The 19,103-nt window shown below is 68.1% G+C and carries 18 protein-coding genes; 9 read left to right on the top strand and 9 right to left on the bottom strand.

Annotated elements, in window-relative coordinates:
• Window positions 1-44: 44 nt before the first annotated feature.
• The 6 genes from O7R11_RS00860 to O7R11_RS00835 are packed head-to-tail and all read left to right on the top strand — an operon-like array spanning window position 45 to window position 6,132.
• Window positions 45-1,217, top strand: a complete 1,173-nt coding sequence (locus tag O7R11_RS00860) for a D-alanyl-D-alanine carboxypeptidase family protein (protein WP_337995581.1) — start codon at window positions 45-47, stop codon at window positions 1,215-1,217.
• Between the two features lies 1 nt (window position 1,218).
• A complete protein-coding gene (gene tmk / locus O7R11_RS00855) occupies window positions 1,219-1,866 on the top strand; it encodes a dTMP kinase (RefSeq protein WP_337995580.1) in 648 nt (215 codons plus the stop codon).
• A complete protein-coding gene (locus O7R11_RS00850; protein ID WP_337995579.1) occupies window positions 1,863-2,936 on the top strand; it encodes a DNA polymerase III subunit delta' in 1,074 nt (357 codons plus the stop codon). The genes tmk and O7R11_RS00850 overlap by 4 nt, the downstream gene beginning before the upstream one ends.
• Window positions 2,937-2,987: 51 nt before the next feature.
• Window positions 2,988-4,538 (top strand): methionine--tRNA ligase, encoded by a 1,551-nt coding sequence (metG, locus tag O7R11_RS00845; RefSeq protein ID WP_337995578.1) that lies wholly within the window; start codon window positions 2,988-2,990, stop codon window positions 4,536-4,538.
• Window positions 4,538-5,347, top strand: a complete 810-nt coding sequence (locus O7R11_RS00840) for a TatD family hydrolase (RefSeq protein WP_337995838.1) — start codon at window positions 4,538-4,540, stop codon at window positions 5,345-5,347. The genes metG and O7R11_RS00840 overlap by 1 nt, the downstream gene beginning before the upstream one ends.
• Window positions 5,344-6,132 carry an MBL fold metallo-hydrolase gene (locus O7R11_RS00835; RefSeq protein ID WP_337995577.1) on the top strand — a complete coding sequence of 263 codons (789 nt, stop codon included), beginning with the start codon at window positions 5,344-5,346 and terminating at the stop codon, window positions 6,130-6,132. Before O7R11_RS00840 ends, O7R11_RS00835 begins: the two co-directional genes overlap by 4 nt.
• 6 nt (window positions 6,133-6,138) lie before the next feature.
• Here O7R11_RS00835 and O7R11_RS00830 read toward each other — a convergent pair whose 3' ends face one another.
• Window positions 6,139-6,939 (bottom strand): cysteine hydrolase family protein, encoded by an 801-nt coding sequence (locus tag O7R11_RS00830; protein WP_337995576.1) that lies wholly within the window; start codon window positions 6,937-6,939, stop codon window positions 6,139-6,141.
• A gap of 357 nt (window positions 6,940-7,296) precedes the next feature.
• Here O7R11_RS00830 and O7R11_RS00825 point away from each other — a divergent pair, with 357 nt between their 5' ends.
• The 3 genes from O7R11_RS00825 to O7R11_RS00815 are packed head-to-tail and all read left to right on the top strand — an operon-like array spanning window position 7,297 to window position 9,337.
• Entirely contained in the window at window positions 7,297-7,857 is a 561-nt protein-coding gene (locus O7R11_RS00825) for a DedA family protein (RefSeq protein WP_337995575.1), read from the top strand.
• Window positions 7,858-7,892: 35 nt separating this feature from the next.
• Window positions 7,893-8,714 carry a nucleoside triphosphate pyrophosphohydrolase gene (mazG, locus tag O7R11_RS00820; protein ID WP_337995574.1) on the top strand — a complete coding sequence of 274 codons (822 nt, stop codon included), beginning with the start codon at window positions 7,893-7,895 and terminating at the stop codon, window positions 8,712-8,714.
• Window positions 8,711-9,337, top strand: a complete 627-nt coding sequence (locus O7R11_RS00815; protein ID WP_337995573.1) for a hypothetical protein — start codon at window positions 8,711-8,713, stop codon at window positions 9,335-9,337. The genes mazG and O7R11_RS00815 overlap by 4 nt, the downstream gene beginning before the upstream one ends.
• A gap of 53 nt (window positions 9,338-9,390) precedes the next feature.
• Here O7R11_RS00815 and O7R11_RS00810 read toward each other — a convergent pair whose 3' ends face one another.
• From O7R11_RS00810 to ntrC, 8 genes are all read right to left on the bottom strand, one after another.
• Window positions 9,391-10,179, bottom strand: coding sequence for an inositol monophosphatase family protein (locus tag O7R11_RS00810; protein ID WP_337995572.1), 789 nt, complete (start codon window positions 10,177-10,179; stop codon window positions 9,391-9,393).
• Window positions 10,169-11,503 (bottom strand): GTPase HflX, encoded by a 1,335-nt coding sequence (gene hflX, locus O7R11_RS00805; protein WP_337995571.1) that lies wholly within the window; start codon window positions 11,501-11,503, stop codon window positions 10,169-10,171. The genes O7R11_RS00810 and hflX overlap by 11 nt, the downstream gene beginning before the upstream one ends.
• A 21-nt stretch (window positions 11,504-11,524) precedes the next feature.
• Window positions 11,525-11,776, bottom strand: coding sequence for an RNA chaperone Hfq (gene hfq, locus O7R11_RS00800; protein WP_337995570.1), 252 nt, complete (start codon window positions 11,774-11,776; stop codon window positions 11,525-11,527).
• A gap of 63 nt (window positions 11,777-11,839) precedes the next feature.
• On the bottom strand, window positions 11,840-12,532 hold the full coding sequence (locus O7R11_RS00795; protein ID WP_337995569.1) for an HAD family hydrolase: 693 nt from the start codon (window positions 12,530-12,532) through the stop codon (window positions 11,840-11,842).
• Between the two features lie 7 nt (window positions 12,533-12,539).
• Complete coding sequence (gene trkA, locus O7R11_RS00790) at window positions 12,540-13,916, bottom strand: Trk system potassium transporter TrkA (protein ID WP_337995568.1); 1,377 nt, start codon at window positions 13,914-13,916, stop codon at window positions 12,540-12,542.
• Between the two features lie 20 nt (window positions 13,917-13,936).
• On the bottom strand, window positions 13,937-15,331 hold the full coding sequence (ntrX, locus tag O7R11_RS00785; RefSeq protein ID WP_337995567.1) for a nitrogen assimilation response regulator NtrX: 1,395 nt from the start codon (window positions 15,329-15,331) through the stop codon (window positions 13,937-13,939).
• Window positions 15,332-15,356: 25 nt separating this feature from the next.
• Window positions 15,357-17,603: a sensor histidine kinase NtrY-like gene (locus O7R11_RS00780; RefSeq protein WP_337995566.1), complete on the bottom strand. Its 2,247-nt coding sequence runs from the start codon at window positions 17,601-17,603 to the stop codon at window positions 15,357-15,359.
• 32 nt (window positions 17,604-17,635) lie between these two features.
• The gene (gene ntrC / locus O7R11_RS00775) at window positions 17,636-19,081 is read right to left on the bottom strand and encodes a nitrogen regulation protein NR(I) (protein WP_337995565.1); all 1,446 of its coding nucleotides are present in this window, start codon (window positions 19,079-19,081) and stop codon (window positions 17,636-17,638) included.
• Window positions 19,082-19,103: the final 22 nt, after the last annotated feature.

The following is a 19,103-nucleotide window of genomic DNA, read 5'->3' as shown; positions in this document are numbered from 1 at the left end:
CCGATGGGCGGCGCCGTTTCCCCTGCTGAACGATTGTTGTGGACATGACCTCTTTACTCTCCTCGTCGAAATGGTTGCGCGCCGCCGCGGGCGGCGCAGCCTTGCTGCTGGCTGCCGCGTCTTCGGCCGCCGCCGCGATGCCGACCAAGGCGCCGCACGCCTTCCTGATGGATGCCGACACCGGCGCCGTCCTCCTCGACAAGGCCGGCGACAAGCCGATGCCGCCGGCCTCGATGAGCAAGCTGATGACGGTGTTCCTGCTGCTCGAAGCGCTGGAGGAGGGCCGCGTCTCGCTCGATTCGATGTTCTCGGTGAGCGAGAACGCCTGGTCCAAGGGCGGCGCCGCCAGCGGCAGTTCGACGATGTTCCTGCACCCCCATTCGCAGGTGCGGGTGGAGGACCTGTTGCGCGGCATCGTGGTGCAGTCGGGCAACGACGCCTGCATCGTCGTGGCGGAGAACCTGGACGTGACCGAGGCGGCCTTCGCCGAACACATGACGCGGCGCGCCCGCGAACTCGGCCTCAAGGACAGCCATTTCGCCAACGCCACCGGCTGGCCCGACCCGAACCAGCTGATGTCGGCGCACGATCTCGCCTTCCTCTCCCGCGAGATCGTCCGCCGCTTCCCCGAATACTATGAAGTGTTCAGCGAAAAGACCTTCACCTACAACGACATCAAGCAGGGCAACCGCAACCCTCTGCTCTACCGCTTCCCCGGCGCGGACGGTCTCAAGACCGGCCACACCGACTCCTCGGGCTATGGGCTCACCGCCTCGGCGAAGGTGGGCGGACGCCGCCTCATCCTGGTGGTCAACGGTCTCGACTCCAACAAGGACCGCTCGGAGGAATCGGCGCGCCTGCTCAACTGGGGCTTCAGCGAGTTCACCAACGTCACCCTGTTCAAGCAGGGCGAGACCGTGGACAGCGCCGACGTGTGGCTGGGCGACAAACCCACCGTCGCCATGCAGGCGCCGGAGGCGATCACCGTCACCATGCCGCGCGCGTCGCGCCGCGAGATGAAGGTGAGCGTGGTGCTGGACCAGCCGATTCCGGCGCCGGTGGCGGCAGGGGCGAAGATCGGCATGCTGAAGATCTCCGCGCCGGGCATCGAGCCGATCGAGAGGCCGCTGGTGGCTGCGGAATCGGTGGACCGCCTGGGCCTCGCCGGGCGCATCGCGGCGGCGGCGAAATACCTGTTCTGGGGGTTCGCGAAATAGGATGACGGTGGCGCGGGGGGGCTTTCTCACCATCGAGGGCGGCGAGGGCGGCGGCAAATCGACGCAGGTCGGCCTTCTCTGCGCGGCGCTGCGCCGCGTCGGAAAGACCGTGCTCGCCACCCGCGAGCCCGGCGGCTCCGAGGGGGCGGAGGCGATCCGCGGCCTTCTGGTGCGCGGCGCGACCGGGCGCTGGGACGCGATGAGCGAGGCGCTGCTGCTGTTCGCGGCGCGGCGCGACCATGTCAACCGCCTGATCCGCCCGGCTCTGGCGGAAGGGACCTGGGTGGTGTGCGACCGCTTCGGCGATTCCACCATGGCCTACCAGGGCTATGCCCACGGCCTCGGGCGGGAGGCGGTGGAGACCCTGGCGCAGATCGCCATCGACGGCTTCTCCCCGGACATCACCTTCATCCTCGATTTGCCGGTGGAGCAGGGGCTCGCCCGCACGCGGAGCCGAGGCGCCAACGGCGAGGACCGCTTCGAACGCATGGACGTCGCCTTCCACGAGCGCCTGCGCGCGGGCTTCCTCGACATCGCGCGGCGGGAGCCAGCGCGTTGCCGCGTCATCGACGCCGCCGCCCCGGTGGAAGCGGTGCACGCCGCGATCCTCGCGCATCTTGCCGCGCGCTGGCCGGATCTCGCGCCATGAGCGAGGACTCCGGCACGCCGCCCCGCCTCGTCCGCCGCCTCATCGGCCACGACGCGGCGTGGAACGAAGTGGCGGACGCCTGGGCCTCCGGCCGCTTCGCCCATGCCTGGATGATCTCCGGACCGCGCGGCATCGGCAAGGCGAGCTTCGCCTATCTGCTCGCCAAGGCGATCCTCACCGCGCCGCCGGTGGAGGCGGGGGGACTGTTCGGCCCCGCCGCGCCGCGGCCGCTGGCGCGCGATCTCGACCTCGCGCATCCGGCCCTGCCGCGCATCGAGAGCGGCGCGCACCCCGACCTGATTGCCGTCGAGATCGGCTGGACCGACGACAAGATGACGAAGCGCCGCACCGAGATCGTGGTGGACGACGTGCGCGCCGTCGCCGCCTTTTTGTCCAAGACCCCGGCGGAAGGCGGCTGGCGCGTCGTCGTCGTGGACGCCGCCGACGAGATGAACCGCAGCGCCGCCAACGCGCTCTTGAAGAGCCTGGAGGAACCGCCGAAGCGCTCCGTGCTGCTGCTGGTGGCGCACAATCCCGGCTCCCTGCTGCCGACCATCCGCTCGCGCTGCCGCCGCCTGACCCTCGCCCCGCTCGGCGAGGCGGAAATGACCGAGGGCCTGGCGGGCCTGCTGCCGGAGGAGGGCGCGGAGCGCCGCGCCCGCCTGGCGCGCATGGCCGACGGCAGCCTGGGCGAGGCGCTGATGCTGGCGCGCGGCGACGGCGACGCCCTGGCGGCGGAGATTGCGGCCCTGTTGCGCGCCTGGCCGCGCCTGGAACTGGCTGCCGTGTCCGCCTTCGCGGCGCGCGTCGCGGCGGACGAGGAGCGCTACCGCCTGTGCGCGCGGCTGCTTCCCGGCTGGGTCGCCGCGACCCTGCGGCGCGGCGCGGGAGCCCCGGCCATGGGTGGGGCGGAGGGAGCGGCACTGGCGGTGCCCCTTGAACAATGGGTCGAGGTGTGGGAAAAGGTCAGCGATCTGTTCCGCCGCGCCGAAGCCGTCAACCTGGATCGCCGGCACGTCGTGCTCGCGGCCTTCCACGCCCTGGTTTCCCCCGCCGCGACGCTGCCGTAAGGCGGGGCCGGGATCGCGGCTGCTCCGTACGCGGCCGCCTGGAGAGTTTGAATGTCCGAGAAACCAACCTTCTACATCACCACGCCGATCTATTACGTGAACGACAAGCCGCACATCGGGCATGCCTACACCACGGTGGCGTGCGACACGCTGGCGCGCTTCAAGCGCCTCGACGGCTACGACGTGCGCTTCCTCACCGGCACCGATGAGCACGGCCAGAAGGTGGAAAAGACCGCCCAGGCGGCGGGCATCGACCCCCAGGCGTTCACCGACAGGGTGTCGCAGAACTTCCGCGACCTCGCGGCGCGCATGAAGTTCACCAACGACGACTTCATCCGCACCACCGAGCCGCGCCACGCCGCCGCGGTGCAGGCGCTGTGGAAGCGCCTGGAGGAGCGGGGGCACATCTACCTCGGCGGCTACCAGGGCTGGTATTCGGTGCGCGACGAGGCGTTCTTCACCGAGACCGAACTGACCAAGGGTCCGAACGGCGAGAAGCTCGCGCCCACCGGCGCGCCGGTGGAATGGGTGGAGGAGCCGAGCTACTTCTTCCGCCTGTCCGCCTGGCAGGAGCCGCTTCTGAAGTTCTATGAGGATAACCCGGGCTTCATCATGCCCGCGGCGCGGCGCAACGAGGTGCTGAGCTTCGTCAAGGGCGGGCTGCAGGACCTCTCGATTTCGCGCACCAGCTTCTCCTGGGGCATCCCGGTGCCGGGCGACGACGCGCACATCATGTACGTGTGGCTGGACGCGCTCACCAACTACATCACCGCCCTCGGCTTCCCGGATACGGACGCGCCGCTCTACAAGACCTTCTGGCCCGCCGACCTGCACATGGTGGGCAAGGACATCCTGCGCTTCCACACCGTCTATTGGCCCGCCTTCCTGATGGCCGCGGGCCTGGAACCGCCGAAGCGGGTGTTCGCCCACGGCTGGTGGACCAACGAAGGGCAGAAGATCTCCAAGTCGGTCGGCAACGTCATCGACCCCTACGAGTTGATCGACACCTACGGCCTCGACCAGACGCGCTACTTCCTGCTGCGCGAGGTGCCGTTCGGCTCCGACGGCGATTTCTCCCGCCGCGCGATGATCCAGCGCAAGAACAGCGAGCTCGCCAACGACTACGGCAATCTCTGCCAGCGCGTGCTGTCGATGATCGCCAAGAACTGCGGCGGCGCGGTGCCGGAGCCGGAGGACATCACCGCCGACGACAACGCGCTCCTGGACCAGGCGGGCTACCTGCTGGACGGGGTGCGCGCGGCGCTCGACGAGCAGGCCTTCCACGACGCGCTGGAGCGCATCTGGGCGGTGATCCGCGCCGCCAACGCCTACATCGACCGCCAGGCCCCCTGGGCGCTGCGCAAGACCGACCCGATGCGCATGGCCACCGTGCTCTACGTGTTGGCGGAGACGATCCGCCGCCTCGCCATTCTGACCCAGCCGTTCATGCCCGACGCCTCCGCGGCGATTCTCGACCAGGTGGCGGTTCCGGCCGCGGCGCGCGGTTTCGCGGCGCTCGCCACCTCTCTGGTGCCCGGCACGCCGCTGCCGCCGCCGGTGGGGGTGTTCCCGCGCCATGTGGAGGAGGAGCCGTCCGCGTGATGCTGGTGGACAGCCACTGCCATCTCGACTTTCCGGACTTCGCCGCCGAACTCGACGACGTTCTCCTGCGCGCCCGCGACGCCGGGGTGGGGCTGATGCTTTCCATCGGCACCCACGCGTCGAAGGCCGCGGGCGTGCTGGCGATCGCCGAGCGCCATCCGCAGGTGTTCGCCACCGTCGGCGTGCATCCGCACCACGTGGCGGAACCGGCGGAAGAGGGGGTCACCGTCGAAACCCTGTGCGCGCTCGCCGCGCACCCGCGCGTCGCGGGCATCGGCGAGAGCGGCCTCGACTATTTCTACGATTTCGCGCCGCGCCCGGCGCAGGAGGCGGCCTTCCGCCTGCACATCGCCGCGGCGCGCGAGCTCGGCATTCCCCTGGTCATCCACTCCCGCGATGCGGATGCCGACATGCTGCGCATCCTGCGCGACGAAATGGCCGCCGGAACCTTCTCCGCGCTGATGCACTGCTTCAGCTCCGGCCGCGAACTGGCGGAAGGGGCGCTGGAACTGGGGCTCTATCTCTCGGCTTCCGGCGTCGTCACCTTCAAGCGCAACGAGGACCTGCGCGCGATCTTCCGCGATGCGCCGCTGGAGCGCCTTCTGGTGGAGACCGACAGCCCCTATCTCGCGCCGGTGCCGAAGCGCGGCAAGCGCAACGAGCCCGCCTATGTCGCCTACACCGCGGCGGTGCTGGCGGAAGTGAAGGGGATTTCGCCGGAGGCGTTGGCGCGCGCCACCACGCAGAACTTCCTGCGCCTGTTTTCCCGCATTCCGGCCTCGGCCGTGGGCGGGGGAGGCGCGGCATGAAGATCACCGTCCTCGGCTCCGGCAGCGCGGCGGGGGTGCCGATGATCTCCGCCGGGTGGGGGCGTTGCGACCCGGAAGAACCGAGGAACCGCCGCCTGCGCGCCTCCATTCTGGTGGAGGAGGCGGGCGCCGCGATCCTGGTGGATACCGGGCCGGACCTGCGCCAGCAGCTGCTCAACGCCAAGGTGCGCCGCCTCGACGGCATCCTCTACACCCATGCCCACGCCGACCACACCCACGGCATCGACGAACTCCGCGAGATCAACCGGGCGATGCGCACGGCGATTCCGATCTGGGGCATGGATTCCACCCTGATGTCGCTGCAAAACCGCTTCGATTATGCCTTTAACGGCTTTGAAAACATTGCATCTCCGGATGTCATCATCTACCACCCATGGCTGACCCCGCACGTCATCGACACCGCCGACCCGCAGCCGTTCGGCGTCGGCAAGATGGAGGTGACGCCGTTCCTCCAGGATCACGGGTGGGAAAGCTCGCTCGGCTTCCGGTTCGGCGATTTCGCCTATTCGACAGATGTCAATGCGTTGAGTGATAAGGCATTTTCCGTTCTGGAGGGGGTCGATACGTGGATCGTCGGCTGCCTGACCGAGCGGCCGCACACCACGCATGCCGATCTGCAAACGGTGGTGCAGTGGGCGAAGCGCCTGCAACCGCGCCGCACCATCCTGACGCACATGGGCATCGGCCTGGATTACGCCACGCTGAAGACCTCCCTGCCGCGGGGCGTGGAGCCCGGCTATGACGGTCAGATTATTGAAATATAACGTTTTTTAGGCAAGGAGCGCCTCCGTGGTGGAGGTGCGCATGCCGCGCTTGCGCATCTCGGCGAGGAAGGCGTCGCCATAGGCCTCGAATCCCGGCACGTTGGAACTCGCGTCGGTGAGGAAGACGAAGCGCCTCAGGCAGTCGAAGCCGAGCGCGCGGGCGATGTCGGTCACCGTGGCGCGCACGCAATGGCTCAGGGCTTCTCCGGCGACGACCACGGTATCCGCCGTGTCGAGGGCGCGCAGCAGCTCGACGTTGGGCATGGTCTTGGCGTCCTCGGGGTCGAGAACCTCGGCGCGGATGGCGCTGTAGTGCTCGGTCCAGGGGTTGCTGCCCTTGATCGAATAGTCCACATGTCTCAGGCGGCTGCGCTCCCAGCCGCACAGCGCGGAAAACAGCTCCGGATGCAGGGACTGGCCGGACGAGGCGATCAGGCAGTGCGGCGGCCAGATGCACAGCGGGTAGTTGCCCTGGGCCTCCAACTGCCGCACGTAGCGCAGAGAGCGCTCGCGGCAGGCCGGGTCGCTCGGCGTCCACGCGCCGAGTTCGATCTCCGTGGCGGTGATGACGGTGAACGGGGCGGGCGCATCGCCCGCGGCGTCGCGCCACCAGGCGGGGTGCGCGATATCCACGGTGTGGTGCGCATCCATGGTGGCGTGGATCACGTCGATGCGCGGCGCGAGGCGGTGCACCATTCGCGCGAGGCGGCACATGTCGTCGTATGCGCCGGGGATGGCGAGAGCGCCGTTGCACGGGCCGTCGCAGAAATCCTGCTGGGCATCGACGATGAGAAGGTGCAGCGTCATGGCGCGCGCTCCGTTGGTTACGCATTTCCAAATATATAGGGTGAGGCAGAGTGCGTCCGTATGCAAGTAGGGACGCAGGCTTTTGCGGAAGAGAAAAGTATCATTTGCAATCAACGTGTTGCGCCCCTACGCGAATCCCCGGTATGAGGCGTCTCTTTCTATTCATAATATAAATTATGCGACAAATTGGGGTGAAGGTTCGGAGTGGTCCCCGCCGCCGTGCGCCGCGGCCCGCACTCCCCTCGATCCGCCTCTTCCTCTTCCTCTTCCTCCGCCGCGGGCTTGATGCGGCGCGGCGCGTATCCGATATCCCTACGCGGGTGCGGCAAGGCGGCGCGCACGCAGGATGCATCGTTCATGACCTTCGCTCAGGCTCTGTCGGATTACGGATACGCGGCGGTTCTCGTCGGCACGCTGCTCGAAGGCGAATCGATTCTTCTGCTCGCCGGATTCGCCGCGCACATGGGCTATCTCTCCCTGCCCCTGGTGCTCGTCTGCGCCTTCTGCGGCGGCACGCTCGGCGACCAGATCGCGTTTTTCGTCGGCCGACGCTACGGACGGCTTCTCCTCGCGCGTTGGCCTTCCCTCGCCAGGCACCGGCGGCGCATCACCCGCCTGATCTTCCGTCACCAGATTCCCCTCATCCTCGGCATCCGCTTCCTCTACGGCATGCGCATCGCGGGCCCCATCCTGATCGGCAGCAGCCGCGTGCCGCCGCTGCGCTTCGCCGCCTTCAACATGCTCGGCGCGGCGATCTGGGCGGCGGCGATCGGCGGCGCGGGCTACCTCTTCGGCCGGACGCTGGAGGTTTTCTTCGCCGATGCGAAATCCTACGAGCAGGCGGCTTTTCTTGTGCTGATCGGCGCGGTATTGCTTTTTGCGGCGGGCCGATGGCTGTACGGTCGTTGGCACGCCTGAACCGTTTTCGTGCGTCGCTTGCCAGGACCGTTGCCATGCCCGTTTCCGTCCGTCCCGCCTCCCTTCTGCATCTTGCCGATATCATGGCGCTTTTGCGCGATCCCGCGCGCGGCTGTCCGTGGGATGTGGAGCAGAGCTTCGCCACCATCGCGCCGCACACCGTGGAGGAGGCCTACGAGGTGCTGGACGCCATCGAGGATGGCGACATGGAGGCCTTGAAGGACGAGCTGGGCGACCTTCTGTTGCAGGTGGTGTTCCACGCCCGCATCGCCGAGGAGTCCGGGATTTTCGTCCTGGAAGACGTGATCGCGGCGATCTGCGACAAGCTGGTGCGCCGCCACCCCCACGTCTTCGGCGAAGTGGTGGTGGCCGATTCCCGCGACCAGATCGTCAACTGGGAAAACGTCAAGGCCGGGGAGCGCGGCGCGGAGGCCGCCGCACCGCCCTCCGCGCTGGACGGCGTGGCGCGCGCCCTGCCCGCGCTGCTGCGCGCCGCGAAGCTGCAAAAGCGCGCCGCGCGCGTCGGCTTCGACTGGGCGGAGGCGCGCCAGGTGCTGGCGAAAATCCGCGAGGAGATCGGCGAGGTGGAGGCGGAAATCGATGCCGCCGCGCCGCAGGACCGCCTGGAAGACGAGATCGGCGACGTGCTGTTCGCCGTGGCCAACCTCGCCCGCAAGCTCGACATCGACCCCGAAGGCGCGCTGCGCCACACCAACGAGAAATTCGCGCGGCGCTTCCGTTTCATCGAGCAAGCCCTTGAACGACAGGGAAAGAGCCCGGCGCAATCGTCTCTGGACGAAATGGAGACTCTGTGGCAAAAGGCGAAAAGCGAGGACCTTGCGGAGACACCCCGATGAATCGCCTGCTGCGATGGATGCGTCCCCTTGCCCTGCTGCTGGTGCTGGCCGCGGCGCCGGTTCTGTCGTCGTGCTACGTGCCCGACCAGTTCCGCGCGGAGATCCGCATCGCCCGCAACGGCGATTTCTCCCTTTCCTACGACGGCGTGCTCACCTGGGCGCAGATCTACATCGACATCCGCAACGGCAAGCTCAAGGGCCCGGAAATCCAGGAGAAGATCGAGGCGGTGCGCCGCGACCTGAAGCGCGACACGCAGTTCACCGAAGTGCGTTCCCTCGGCGCCGGGCAGTTCGCGGTGAAATACCGCCGCACCGGCAACCTCGCCGCCAACACTGGGATGATGACCTTCATCCGCCGCAACGCGCGCATCCTCGACATCATCAGCGAGACCAACGGCCGCGTCACCGTGGCGGCGCAGACCCCCAACCGGGACAAGCTCCAGCCGCTGGCCGAGGCGGGCCTGATGGTGCGCGGCTCGCTGCGGCTGGCCACCGATATGCGTGTGGTGGCGAAACCCAACGCCACCGCGGCCTACGAGGACAAGGAAAGCGGCTGGACGGTCTATGATTGGATCATCGACGGCACCAAGCCGGTCTATCCCTTCGCGGTGTTCCAGAGGTAAGGAAAATCAAGACGTTACGAGGGGTCGTGGACCCTCTGCAAGGTTTTGGTTTTTCAGGCCAGGATCGTCTTCAGGTCGTCCCAGGTTTCCGCGTCCGGGGCGATCAGCAGGCCGTCGGCGTTGAGGAACAGCGGCGCGTAGGTCTCGCCGGAGAGCAGGCGCACGCATCCCCCCGCCTCCTGCACCATCAGCACGCCTGCGGCGTGGTCCCACGGCATCAGCAGGCGGAACAGGCGGAAGTCCAGCTTGCCCTGGCTCAGCGCCATATAGTCGTGCGCGGCGCTGCCGCTTTGCGTGACCGAACCGAACAGGTGGCCCAGGCGCTCGGCGCTGCGCCGGCCGAGGCAACCGTCCAGGCCCGCGAGCCGGCGGCCGCCGCGCGCGCGGACGGAAAGGCGTTCGCCGCCGCACCAGGCTCCGCCGCCCCGCTCGGCCGTGAACAGGCGGCGCGTCATCGGGTCGTAGATCCACCCGGCGAGGGTCTTGCGGTGCCGCACCAGCGCCACGATGATGCCGAAGGCCGGGTTGCCGCGGGCGAAATTGGCGGTGCCGTCCACCGGGTCGATGATCCACACCGGGGCGTCGCCGTGCAGGCAGGCGCGGTTGGCCGGGTCCTGGTAGACCGCCTCCTCCCCCATCGCCAGCGAGCCGGGCAGAAGTTCGGTGAGGCGGCGGGTGAGGAAGACCTCGGTTTCCAGGTCGGCGACGGTGACGAGATCGCCCTCGTGGCTCTTGGTGCCGATCGCATCGGCGTCGAGATGGCGGAAGCGCGGACACACCAGGGTGTCGGCAGCCTCGCGCAGCAGGTCGCCGACGGCGTCGAAGTCGAGGTCAATCGCCATTGCGGCCGCCGTTCTTCGCCACCAGGGCGTCCCAGCGCGCCAGGTCGTCCGGCGAGAGCCGTACGCGCAGGCGCACCTCGTCGTCGGCGTCCTCGCGCTCCGTCACCTCGCCGTGCTCGTAGAGCCAGGAGAGCAGCTTCCCATCGCGGTGCGCCAGGGAGACGGAAATCTCGCGGTGCTGTGCGCTCAAGGCCGCGTCGATGCGGCCGAGCAGTTCGCCGATGCCGTCGCCGCGCGCCGCGGAAACCGCAACCACGCCGTTTTTGCGCGCCGTGCGCTCCTGCCAGTAGTCCGCCGCTTCGCCGTCCAGGCGGTCGATCTTGTTGGCCACCTCCAGGCCGTCTTCGCCGGTGTGCAGTTCGATGCCGAGGTCGGCGAGCACCGCTGTGACGTCGGCCTTCTGCGCCTCGGCATCGGGGTGCGAGACATCGCGCACGTGGAGGATCAGGTCGGCCTCCAGCACCTCTTCCAGGGTGGCGCGGAAGGCGGCGATCAACTCGGTCGGCAGGTCGGAGATGAAGCCCACGGTGTCGGAGAGGATGATGTCGCGCCCCGAGGGCAGGCGCACGCGCCGCATCGTCGGGTCCAGGGTGGCGAACAGCATGTCCTGGGCGAACACGTCCGCCCGTGTCAGCTTATTGAAAAGCGTGGACTTTCCGGCGTTGGTGTAGCCCACCAGGGCGACCACCGGGAAAGGCACGCGCTTGCGCGCCGCGCGGTGCAGATGGCGGGTGCGCTTCACCTCTTCCAATTCGCTCTTCAGGCGGGCGATGCGCTCGCCGATCAGGCGGCGGTCGAGTTCGATCTGGGTTTCGCCCGGGCCGCCGACGAACCCCAGGCCGCCGCGCTGACGTTCCAGATGGGTCCAACTGCGCACCAGGCGGCTGCGCTGATACGACAGGTGGGCGAGTTCCACCTGCAGCGTGCCCTCACGGGTGCGCGCCCGCTCGCCGAAGATTTCGAGGATCAGCGCGGTGCGGTCGATCACCTTGCAGTTCAGGGCCTTTTCCAGGTTGCGCTGCTGGATCGGCGTGAGGTGGCAGTCGAACACCGCGAGGGTGATCTCTTCCGCCTCGATGCGGATCTTCAGCGTCTCGATCGCCCCTTGCCCGATCAGCGTGGCGGGCCGCGGCCGCGTCACCGGCAGGACCTCCGCAAAGACCACCTCCACGGAGATCGCCTGGGTCAGGCTCACCGCCTCTTCCAGCCGCGCCTCCGGCGAGCGCACGGAGGCAACCTCGCGCGGCGCGGCGCGCCCGGCCTTGAGGAGCGGGAAAACGACGACGGTGCGCGCGGCAGCGGCAGCCTGGGGGATTTGGTTCATGCTCGCGCGAGCACGGCGCTATCAGACGCCGTCCTCATCCTTGCCCGGTTCGAACAGCTGAATCGGCTGGGACGGCATGACCGTGGAGATCGCATGTTTGTAGACCAGTTGGGTATGGCCGTCGCGGCGCAACAGCATGGAGAAGTTATCGAACCAGGTGACGATCCCCTGCAGTTTGACGCCGTTGACCAGGAACACCGTGACCGGGGCCTTGTTCTTGCGGATGTGATTGAGGAAGACGTCCTGTACGTTCTGGCTACGTTCCGACGACATTTTTTTTTGGTCCCCTTGTTGTTATTATGCGGGCTGCGGAGGCCGTCCGACCCGCCCTTGGACTTAGTGTTTCCATGCCGGTCCGTCCATATGCCGCACCAAATTCGCAAGTTCGCGACAGTCACCGATGGTCGCGTGCGGCGCGCGCTCCGGAGGAAACGCCGGTTTTTCTCCGCCTCTGACGAATACGGCACAACACCCGGCGGCGTGGGCGGCTTCGACGTCCACCGGGCTGTCACCAACAAACCAGATATCCTTGCCCGGAGCAAGACCAACCCGATCCAGGAAGGCGAAAACCGCGTCCGGCGCGGGCTTGTCGCGGGAGAGGTCTCCCGCCCCGAACACCGCGGCGAAGCGCGCCCCCCAGCCGAGATGGGCGATCTCCTTGCGCAGGTAGTCTCCGGTCTTGTTGCTCACCACCGCCATCGGCATGCCCGTTCCGGCGAACCCTGCGAGCGCCGCATCGGCGCCGGGAAGCGGCGTCAGCATGGCGAGGTGGCTGCGCTCCAGTTCGGCATAGAAGATGCCCCGCGCCTCTTCCCAGCGGTCGCCGAAGAGCTCGGGAAAGCTGTCGCGCAGCGAGCGCGCGATGCGCTTGCGCGCCTCCGCCGGGGTCCAGGCCGCCTGCCCCATGGCGGTCAGCGTCAGGTTCATCGTATGGATGATGTTGGGCCAGGTATCGACCAGGGTGTTGTCCCAGTCGAAGACGATGGCCTTCGGCGGGCGAAGCGCCCCCTCCTCCGCTTTTTCGCTCATGCGGTCCTCAGATGTAGGTCAGGCGCACGGCGAACAGCTTCTCCACCTTGCGGATCGAATCCGCATCGGCGAACAGCACCACACGGTCCCCGGCCTGCACCGTGGTGTTGCCGCGCGGGATGATCACCGCGCCGTCGCGCACGATCGCGCCGAGCAGCACGCCGTGCGGCAGGCTGGCGCTCTTGATCGACTTGCCCACCAGTTCCGAGGTCTCCAGCGCATCGGCCTCGATCAGTTCGCCGAAGCCTTCGTGCAGGGCGTGCACCGAGTGGATGCGGCCGCGGCGCACGTGCTGCAGGATGGTGGAAACCGTGATGTCGCGCGGGTTGATCGCGGTGTCGATGCCGAGGTGGCTGACCAGGCGGCTGTAGTCCGGCTTGTTGGTCAGGGTGATCGCCCGCTTCACCCCGTGGCGCTTGGCGAGCAGCGAGGCGAGGATGTTGGTCTCGTCGGAATCGGTGATCGCCACCACGGTGTCGGTGGTCTTGATCCCCGCCTCTTCCAGGATGTCGGCATCCAGCGCGTCGCCGTGGATGACCACGGTGGAGGAGAGCGTCTTCGCGGCGTATTCGGCGCGGTCCTCGTCCATCTCGATGAGCTTGCTGTTGAAGCTGAGCGGGTGGTCTTCGAGGTTTTTCGCCAACGCGAGGCCGATGTTGCCGCCGCCGAAGATCACCACGCGGCTGGAAAGCTGGTCCTCGTGGCCGAACACCGCGAGCGCGCGCTGCGTCTTGGCCGTCTCGGTGATGAAATAGACGTCGTCGCCCGGCTGCATGATGTCGTCGCCGGTGGGCACCCACGCCTTGTCGTCGCGGATGATGCCGAGGATGACGATGGACAGCTCGGGGAAGAGCTGTGAGAGCTGGCGCAGCGGCGTGTTGAGGATCGGGCACTTCGAGGAGGCGCGCGCGCCGACCAGGCGCACCTTGTCGTCGCACAGCGGGATGACGTCCAGCGCGCCCGGCACTTCCAGCAGGCGCGTCACCGACTGCGCCACCTCGTACTCCGGCGAGATGATCACGTCGATCGGCACGTTCTCGCGGGAATAGAGATCGGCCCAGATCGGCGAGAGATAGCTCTGCGAACGCACGCGGGCGATCTTGGTGGGCACCTTGAACAGCGAGTGCGCCACCTGGCAGGCCACCATGTTGACCTCGTCGGTGGGGGTCACCGCGATCAGCATGTCGGCGGTGTTGGCGCCGGCCTGCTCCAGCGTCGCCGGATGCGCCGCATGGCCGACCACGGCCTGCACGTCGAGCTGGTCCTGAATCTTGCGGATGAGGTCCGGGCGGCGGTCCACCACGGTGATGTCCGCATCCTCGGCGGCGAGGTAGCGCGCGATGTTGAATCCCACCTGGCCGGCGCCGCAAATCAGAACGCGCATGGCGGTTTGTCCTTATCGTTTCAACGCGAGTGGTCGTCGGCGAAGAGGCCGAGGGACTTGAGCTTGCGGTGCAGGGCGGAACGCTCCATGCCGACGAAGCCCGCAGTCTTGGAGATGTTGCCGCCGAAGCGGGCGAGCTGGCTGGAGAGGTAGTCGCGCTCGAACAGTTCGCGCGCCTCGCGCAGCGGCAGGCCCATGATCTCGGCGGAATACTGGCTGTGCAGCGTCACCGGCGCGGTGGCGCCGATCTCCGGCGGCAGCATGTCGGCGGTGATCGTCACCTTGGGGTCGTGGGGGGCCATGATCGTCGCCCAGTCCATGGCGTTGCGCAGTTGGCGCACGTTGCCCGGCCATTCGTAGGCGCGCAGCGCGGCGAGCGCATCCTCGCCGAGCGCCCGCGCCGCGGCGCCCGCGGCGGCGGCGGCATTGCGCAGGAACACCACGGCGAGGTCGGCGATGTCCTCGCGGCGGTCGCGCAAGGGCGGCATGGCGATCGGCACCACGGCGAGGCGGTAGTAGAGGTCTTCGCGGAATGCGCCCTCGGCGATGGCGTGGGAGAGGTCCTTGTTGGTGGTGGAGATCACCCGCACGTCCACCTTCACCCGGCCGTGGCCGCCCAGGCGCTCGAAGCTCTGGTCCTGCAGCACGCGGACGATCTTGCCCTGGGTCTCCATGGGCATGTCCGCCACTTCGTCGAGCAGCAGCGTGCCGCCGTGGGCGCGCTCGAACACGCCGGGGTGGCCGGGCGCGTCGGGCGCGGTGTAGCCCGGTTCCATGCCGAAGAGCTCGCGCTCCATGCGGTCGGGGTGCATCGCGGCGCAGTTGACCACCACGAAGGGCCCGTCGGCGCGTTTCGACTGTAGGTGAATCTGCCGCGCCGCCACCTCCTTGCCGGACCCGGCGGGGCCGGTGATGAGAACCCGCGAGCCGGTCGGCGCCACCCGCTCGATCACCTGGCGGATGTGCTGGATCGCCGGCGACGCGCCGATCAGGTCGGCGGCGGCGCCCGCCGCGGCGCGCAGGTTGCGGTTTTCCATGCGCAGGGAGTTGGCCTCCAGCGCGCGTTCCACCACCAGCAGCAGGCGCTGCATCTTGAACGGCTTCTCGATGAAGTCGTAGGCGCCTTCCTTCAGCGAGGCGACGGCGGTCTCGATGGTGCCGTGGCCGGAGATCATCACCACCGGCAGGTCGGGGTCGCGGCGGCGGATTTCGCGCAGCACGCCCAGGCCGTCGAGGCGGCTGCCCTCCAGCCACACGTCGAGAACCACCAGGTGCGGCCGCCGCTCCTTCATCGCCGCAAGGGCGCTGTCGGCGTCGAAGGCCTGGCGCGGCGCGTAGCCCTCGTCCTCCAGGATACCGGACACCAGCGTCCGGATATCGGCCTCGTCATCGACTATCAGGATATCCATCGACATAAGAACTCTTCTCGCACGTTCGGTTTCAGGCGTCCCGCGACGGCAGGATACCCGTTTCCGCCGATTCCGGAAGCGGGAATTCCAGCACGATGCGCGCGCCCTCCCCCTCCCGGTCCAGCAGCAGCAGGCGGCCGCGGTGATCTTCCATGATCTTCTTGACGATGGCCAGCCCCAGCCCGGTCCCCTTCTCCCGCGTGGTGATGTAGGGGTTGGTCAGGTTCTGGCGGTCGGCCTTGGGCAGACCCATGCCGTTGTCGCAGATTTCCACACGAATCCGTCCGCCCTCCGCGGTCAGCGCGATGCCCACCCTGCCCGGCGGTTCGTGGCGGGTTTTCTGCCTGTCTTCAATGGATTCTATGGCGTTCTTCAGAAGATTCGTGAACGCCTGGGCAATCAGCCCGCGGTCGCATTCGAAGAAAACCGGCGCTTCCGGCAATTTCAGGCCGATGGCGATCTGCGGATAGGCGCTGCGCTGCAACTCCGCCGCCTGCTGCACCAGGAGGCCCAGGTTCTCACGCACGAATTCCGGCGTCGGCATGCGTGCGAACGAGGAGAACTCGTCCACCAGACGGCGGATGTCCGCCACCTGGCGAACGATCGTGTCGGTGCAGGCGCGGAAGGTCTCCTGCCCCTCGGTGATCTGCGGCTCGTACTTGTGGCGCAGGCGTTCCGCCGAAAGCTGAATCGGCGTCAGCGGGTTCTTGATCTCGTGGGCGATGCGGCGCGCCACGTCGGACCACGCGGCGGCGCGCTGCGCCGCCTGCAACTCGGTCACGTCGTCGAAGGTGAGCACATAGCCGATCACGTCCAGGCCGGAGAGTTCGGCGCTGACGCGCACCAGAAGCACCCGCTCGTGGCCGCCGCGGCGGATCGTCACCGGCTTCTGCATCGAACGGCCGGAGGCGTGGCGCATCTCGGTGAAGGCGGAGTCCAGGTCGGGGGCGAGGTCCGAGAGACTGCGGCCCACCGCGCCCGCGGTGTCCAGGCTGAGGAGTTCCGCGGCGGAGGGGTTGATCGCGCTCACCCGCCCCAGCGCGTCGAGGCCGAGCACGCCCGCCGAAACGCCGGTGAGCACCGCCTCGGTGAAGCGGCGGCGCTGGTCGAGCTGCTGGTTGGCGTCGAGCAGGCTTTCGCGCTGCTCCGCGACCTGGCGGATCATCCGGTTGAAGGCGCGGGAGAGCACGCTCACCTCGTCCGCGTAGGCGGACTCCCGCACGGTGGCCGAAAGGTCGCCCTCGGCCACCTTCTCGGAGGCGCCGATCAGGGCGCTGATCGGCTGCACCAGCTGGTTGGAGAGGGTCAGCCCCAGCCACATCGCGGCAAGCAGCAGCAGCAGCGAAACCAGGATGTAGACCAGGGTGAAGGTCAGCTCGAAGTCCCAGCGCTCGATTTCCAGGGTCTGGTAGGCCTGTACCGCCTGCTGCGCCTGCTCGATGTGGTTGATCACATTGGCGTCCACGAAGCGGCCGATGTAGAGGAAGATTTCCCCCGGGGCCAGCACGTCGAGGCGCATCAGGGCGCGCACCCGGTCGTCGCTGCCGCTGGTGAGCAGCGCCACCTCGCCGCGCCGCGCCTTGTCCAGGGCCCACATCGGCACGTCCTCGGAGCGCAGCGAGAAGGTGAATCCGGCGCGCCCCAGCACCGTGCCGCCCTGGTTGAAGATCACCGCCTCGGAGAGGCCGCGTTCCAGCGTCTGCTGGCGCAGGAAGCCGTTCAGGCGGCTTTCGGAGGAGAAGAGGACGTTCCAGTTGCGCGTGGTGTCCTGGGCGAGGGCGAGCACGTCGGTCGCCACCGCCTGCTGGTGTTCGCGCAGGTAGGCCTCGGCCACCACCAGGGATTCGTGCACCGCGATGCGCACCCGATCGCTGAACCAGCCCTGCAATCCGTTGTGGAAGAATACCGCGGAGAACGAGCCGACAAGGACGGTCGGCACTACCGAGAGCAGGCCGAAGGTGAGCACCAGGCGGCTTTGCAGCTTCGACCCGGCGACGCCCTTGCGGCGCTCCAGGTAGATCTGCACCAGCCGCCGCCCGACCACGATGCCGAGCGCCAGAAGGAACGCCAGGTCGAGGTTGAGAAACAGGAACGCCATGTCCTGCGACGGCTTGAGCGGCCCGGAACCGAACAGCGCCGCCATGGTCAGGACGCCGGAGACCAGCGCGCCGAGGGCGAGCGCCACGGCGAGCCTGCGGGCCAGGCGGACGCGCCGCGCCCACAGGCCGAGGCGCATGCCGAACCGATGCGGTGATGTCTTCGGCGAGGCCGTGGCCATGGTCTACACCAACCTGGATGCCCGGAGGGCGCCTACTTTACGCCGCGGATCACGTGAATGTCCAACTCCCGGATTTTCTTGCGCAGGGTGTTGCGGTTGAGGCCGAGCACGTGCGCCGCCTTGATCTGGTTGCCGCGGGTGGCGTCCAGGCACAGCGAGATCAGCGGACGCTCCACCTCGCGCAGGATGCGGTCGTGCAGGCCCGGCGCGGGCAGGCCGTCGGCATGGGCGAGGAAGTAGTCGCGCAGGTGGCGTTCCACCATGCCGGAGAGACCCTCGTTCTCAGGCGGCGCGCCGCCCGCCACCGGCGCCAGGGAGGAGGAAAGCTCCGCCTCGATGGCGTCCACCTCGATCATCTCCTGCGAATAGAGCGCGGCGAGGCGGCGGATGAGGTTTTCCAGCTCGCGCACGTTGCCGGGCCAGCGGTGCTGCTTCAGCCGCTCGATCGCCTTGGCGTCCAAGGTCTTCGGCGGCAGGCCCTCTTGCGCGGCGACGTTGAGGAAGTGGTTGACCAGTTCCGGAATGTCCTCCACCCGCTCGCGCAGCGGCGGCAGGCGGATCGGCACCACGTTGAGGCGGTAGTAGAGATCCTCGCGGAACAGCCCCTGGCGGATCTGCACCGAGAGGTCGCGGTGCGTCGCCGCGACGATGCGCACGTTGGCGCGGATCGGCATGCGGCCGCCGACGGTGGTGTATTCGCCCTCCTGCAGCACGCGCAGAAGGCGGGTCTGCGCCTCCGGCGGCATGTCGCCGATCTCGTCGAGGAACAGCGTGCCGCCCTCCGCCTGCTCGAACCGCCCGGCGGAGCGCGTGGTGGCGCCGGTGAAGGCCCCCTTCTCGTGGCCGAACAGCTCGCTCTCGATCAGTTCGCGCGGGATCGCCGCCATGTTGATGGCGACGAACGGGCCGTTGCGGCGCTTGCCGTATTCGTGCAGGGCGCGGGCCACCAGTTCCTTGCCGGTGCCGGACTCGCCGTTGATCATCACCGTGAGGTCGGTGTTCATCAGGCGCGCCAGGGTGCGGTAGATCTCCTGCATCGCGGGGGAACGGCCGATCAGCGGCAGGCGGTCGTAGTCGTCGTCGTCGGCAGGCCCCTTCTCCATCCCGCTTTTCGACATCGACAGGGCGCGCTGCACCACGCCGACCAGCTCCTTGATATCGAAGGGCTTGGGCAGGTACTCGAAGGCGCCGCGCTCGGTGGCCTTGACCGCGGTGAGCAGGGTGTTCTGCGCGCTCATCACGATGATGCGCATCTCGGGGCGCAGCTTCTTGATGCGCGGGATGAGGTCCAGGCCGTTTTCGTCGGGCATGATCACGTCGGTGATCACCAGATCGCCGTCGCCGTCCTGCACCCAGCGCCACAGGGTCGCGGCGTTGCCGGTGGTGCGGACCTCGTAGCCCGCGCGCGCCAGCGCCTGTGACAGCACGGTGCGGATGCTTCTGTCGTCGTCGGCAACGAGAATGGTCGAAGGGGTCATGGGAAGCGTCTTTCTCTTGTCC

Origin of the sequence: Oleispirillum naphthae, assembly GCA_027864655.1 — a bacterium.
GTDB lineage: Bacteria > Pseudomonadota > Alphaproteobacteria > Rhodospirillales > Rhodospirillaceae > Oleispirillum > Oleispirillum naphthae.
This window is presented reverse-complemented; position numbering and strand designations above follow the sequence as displayed.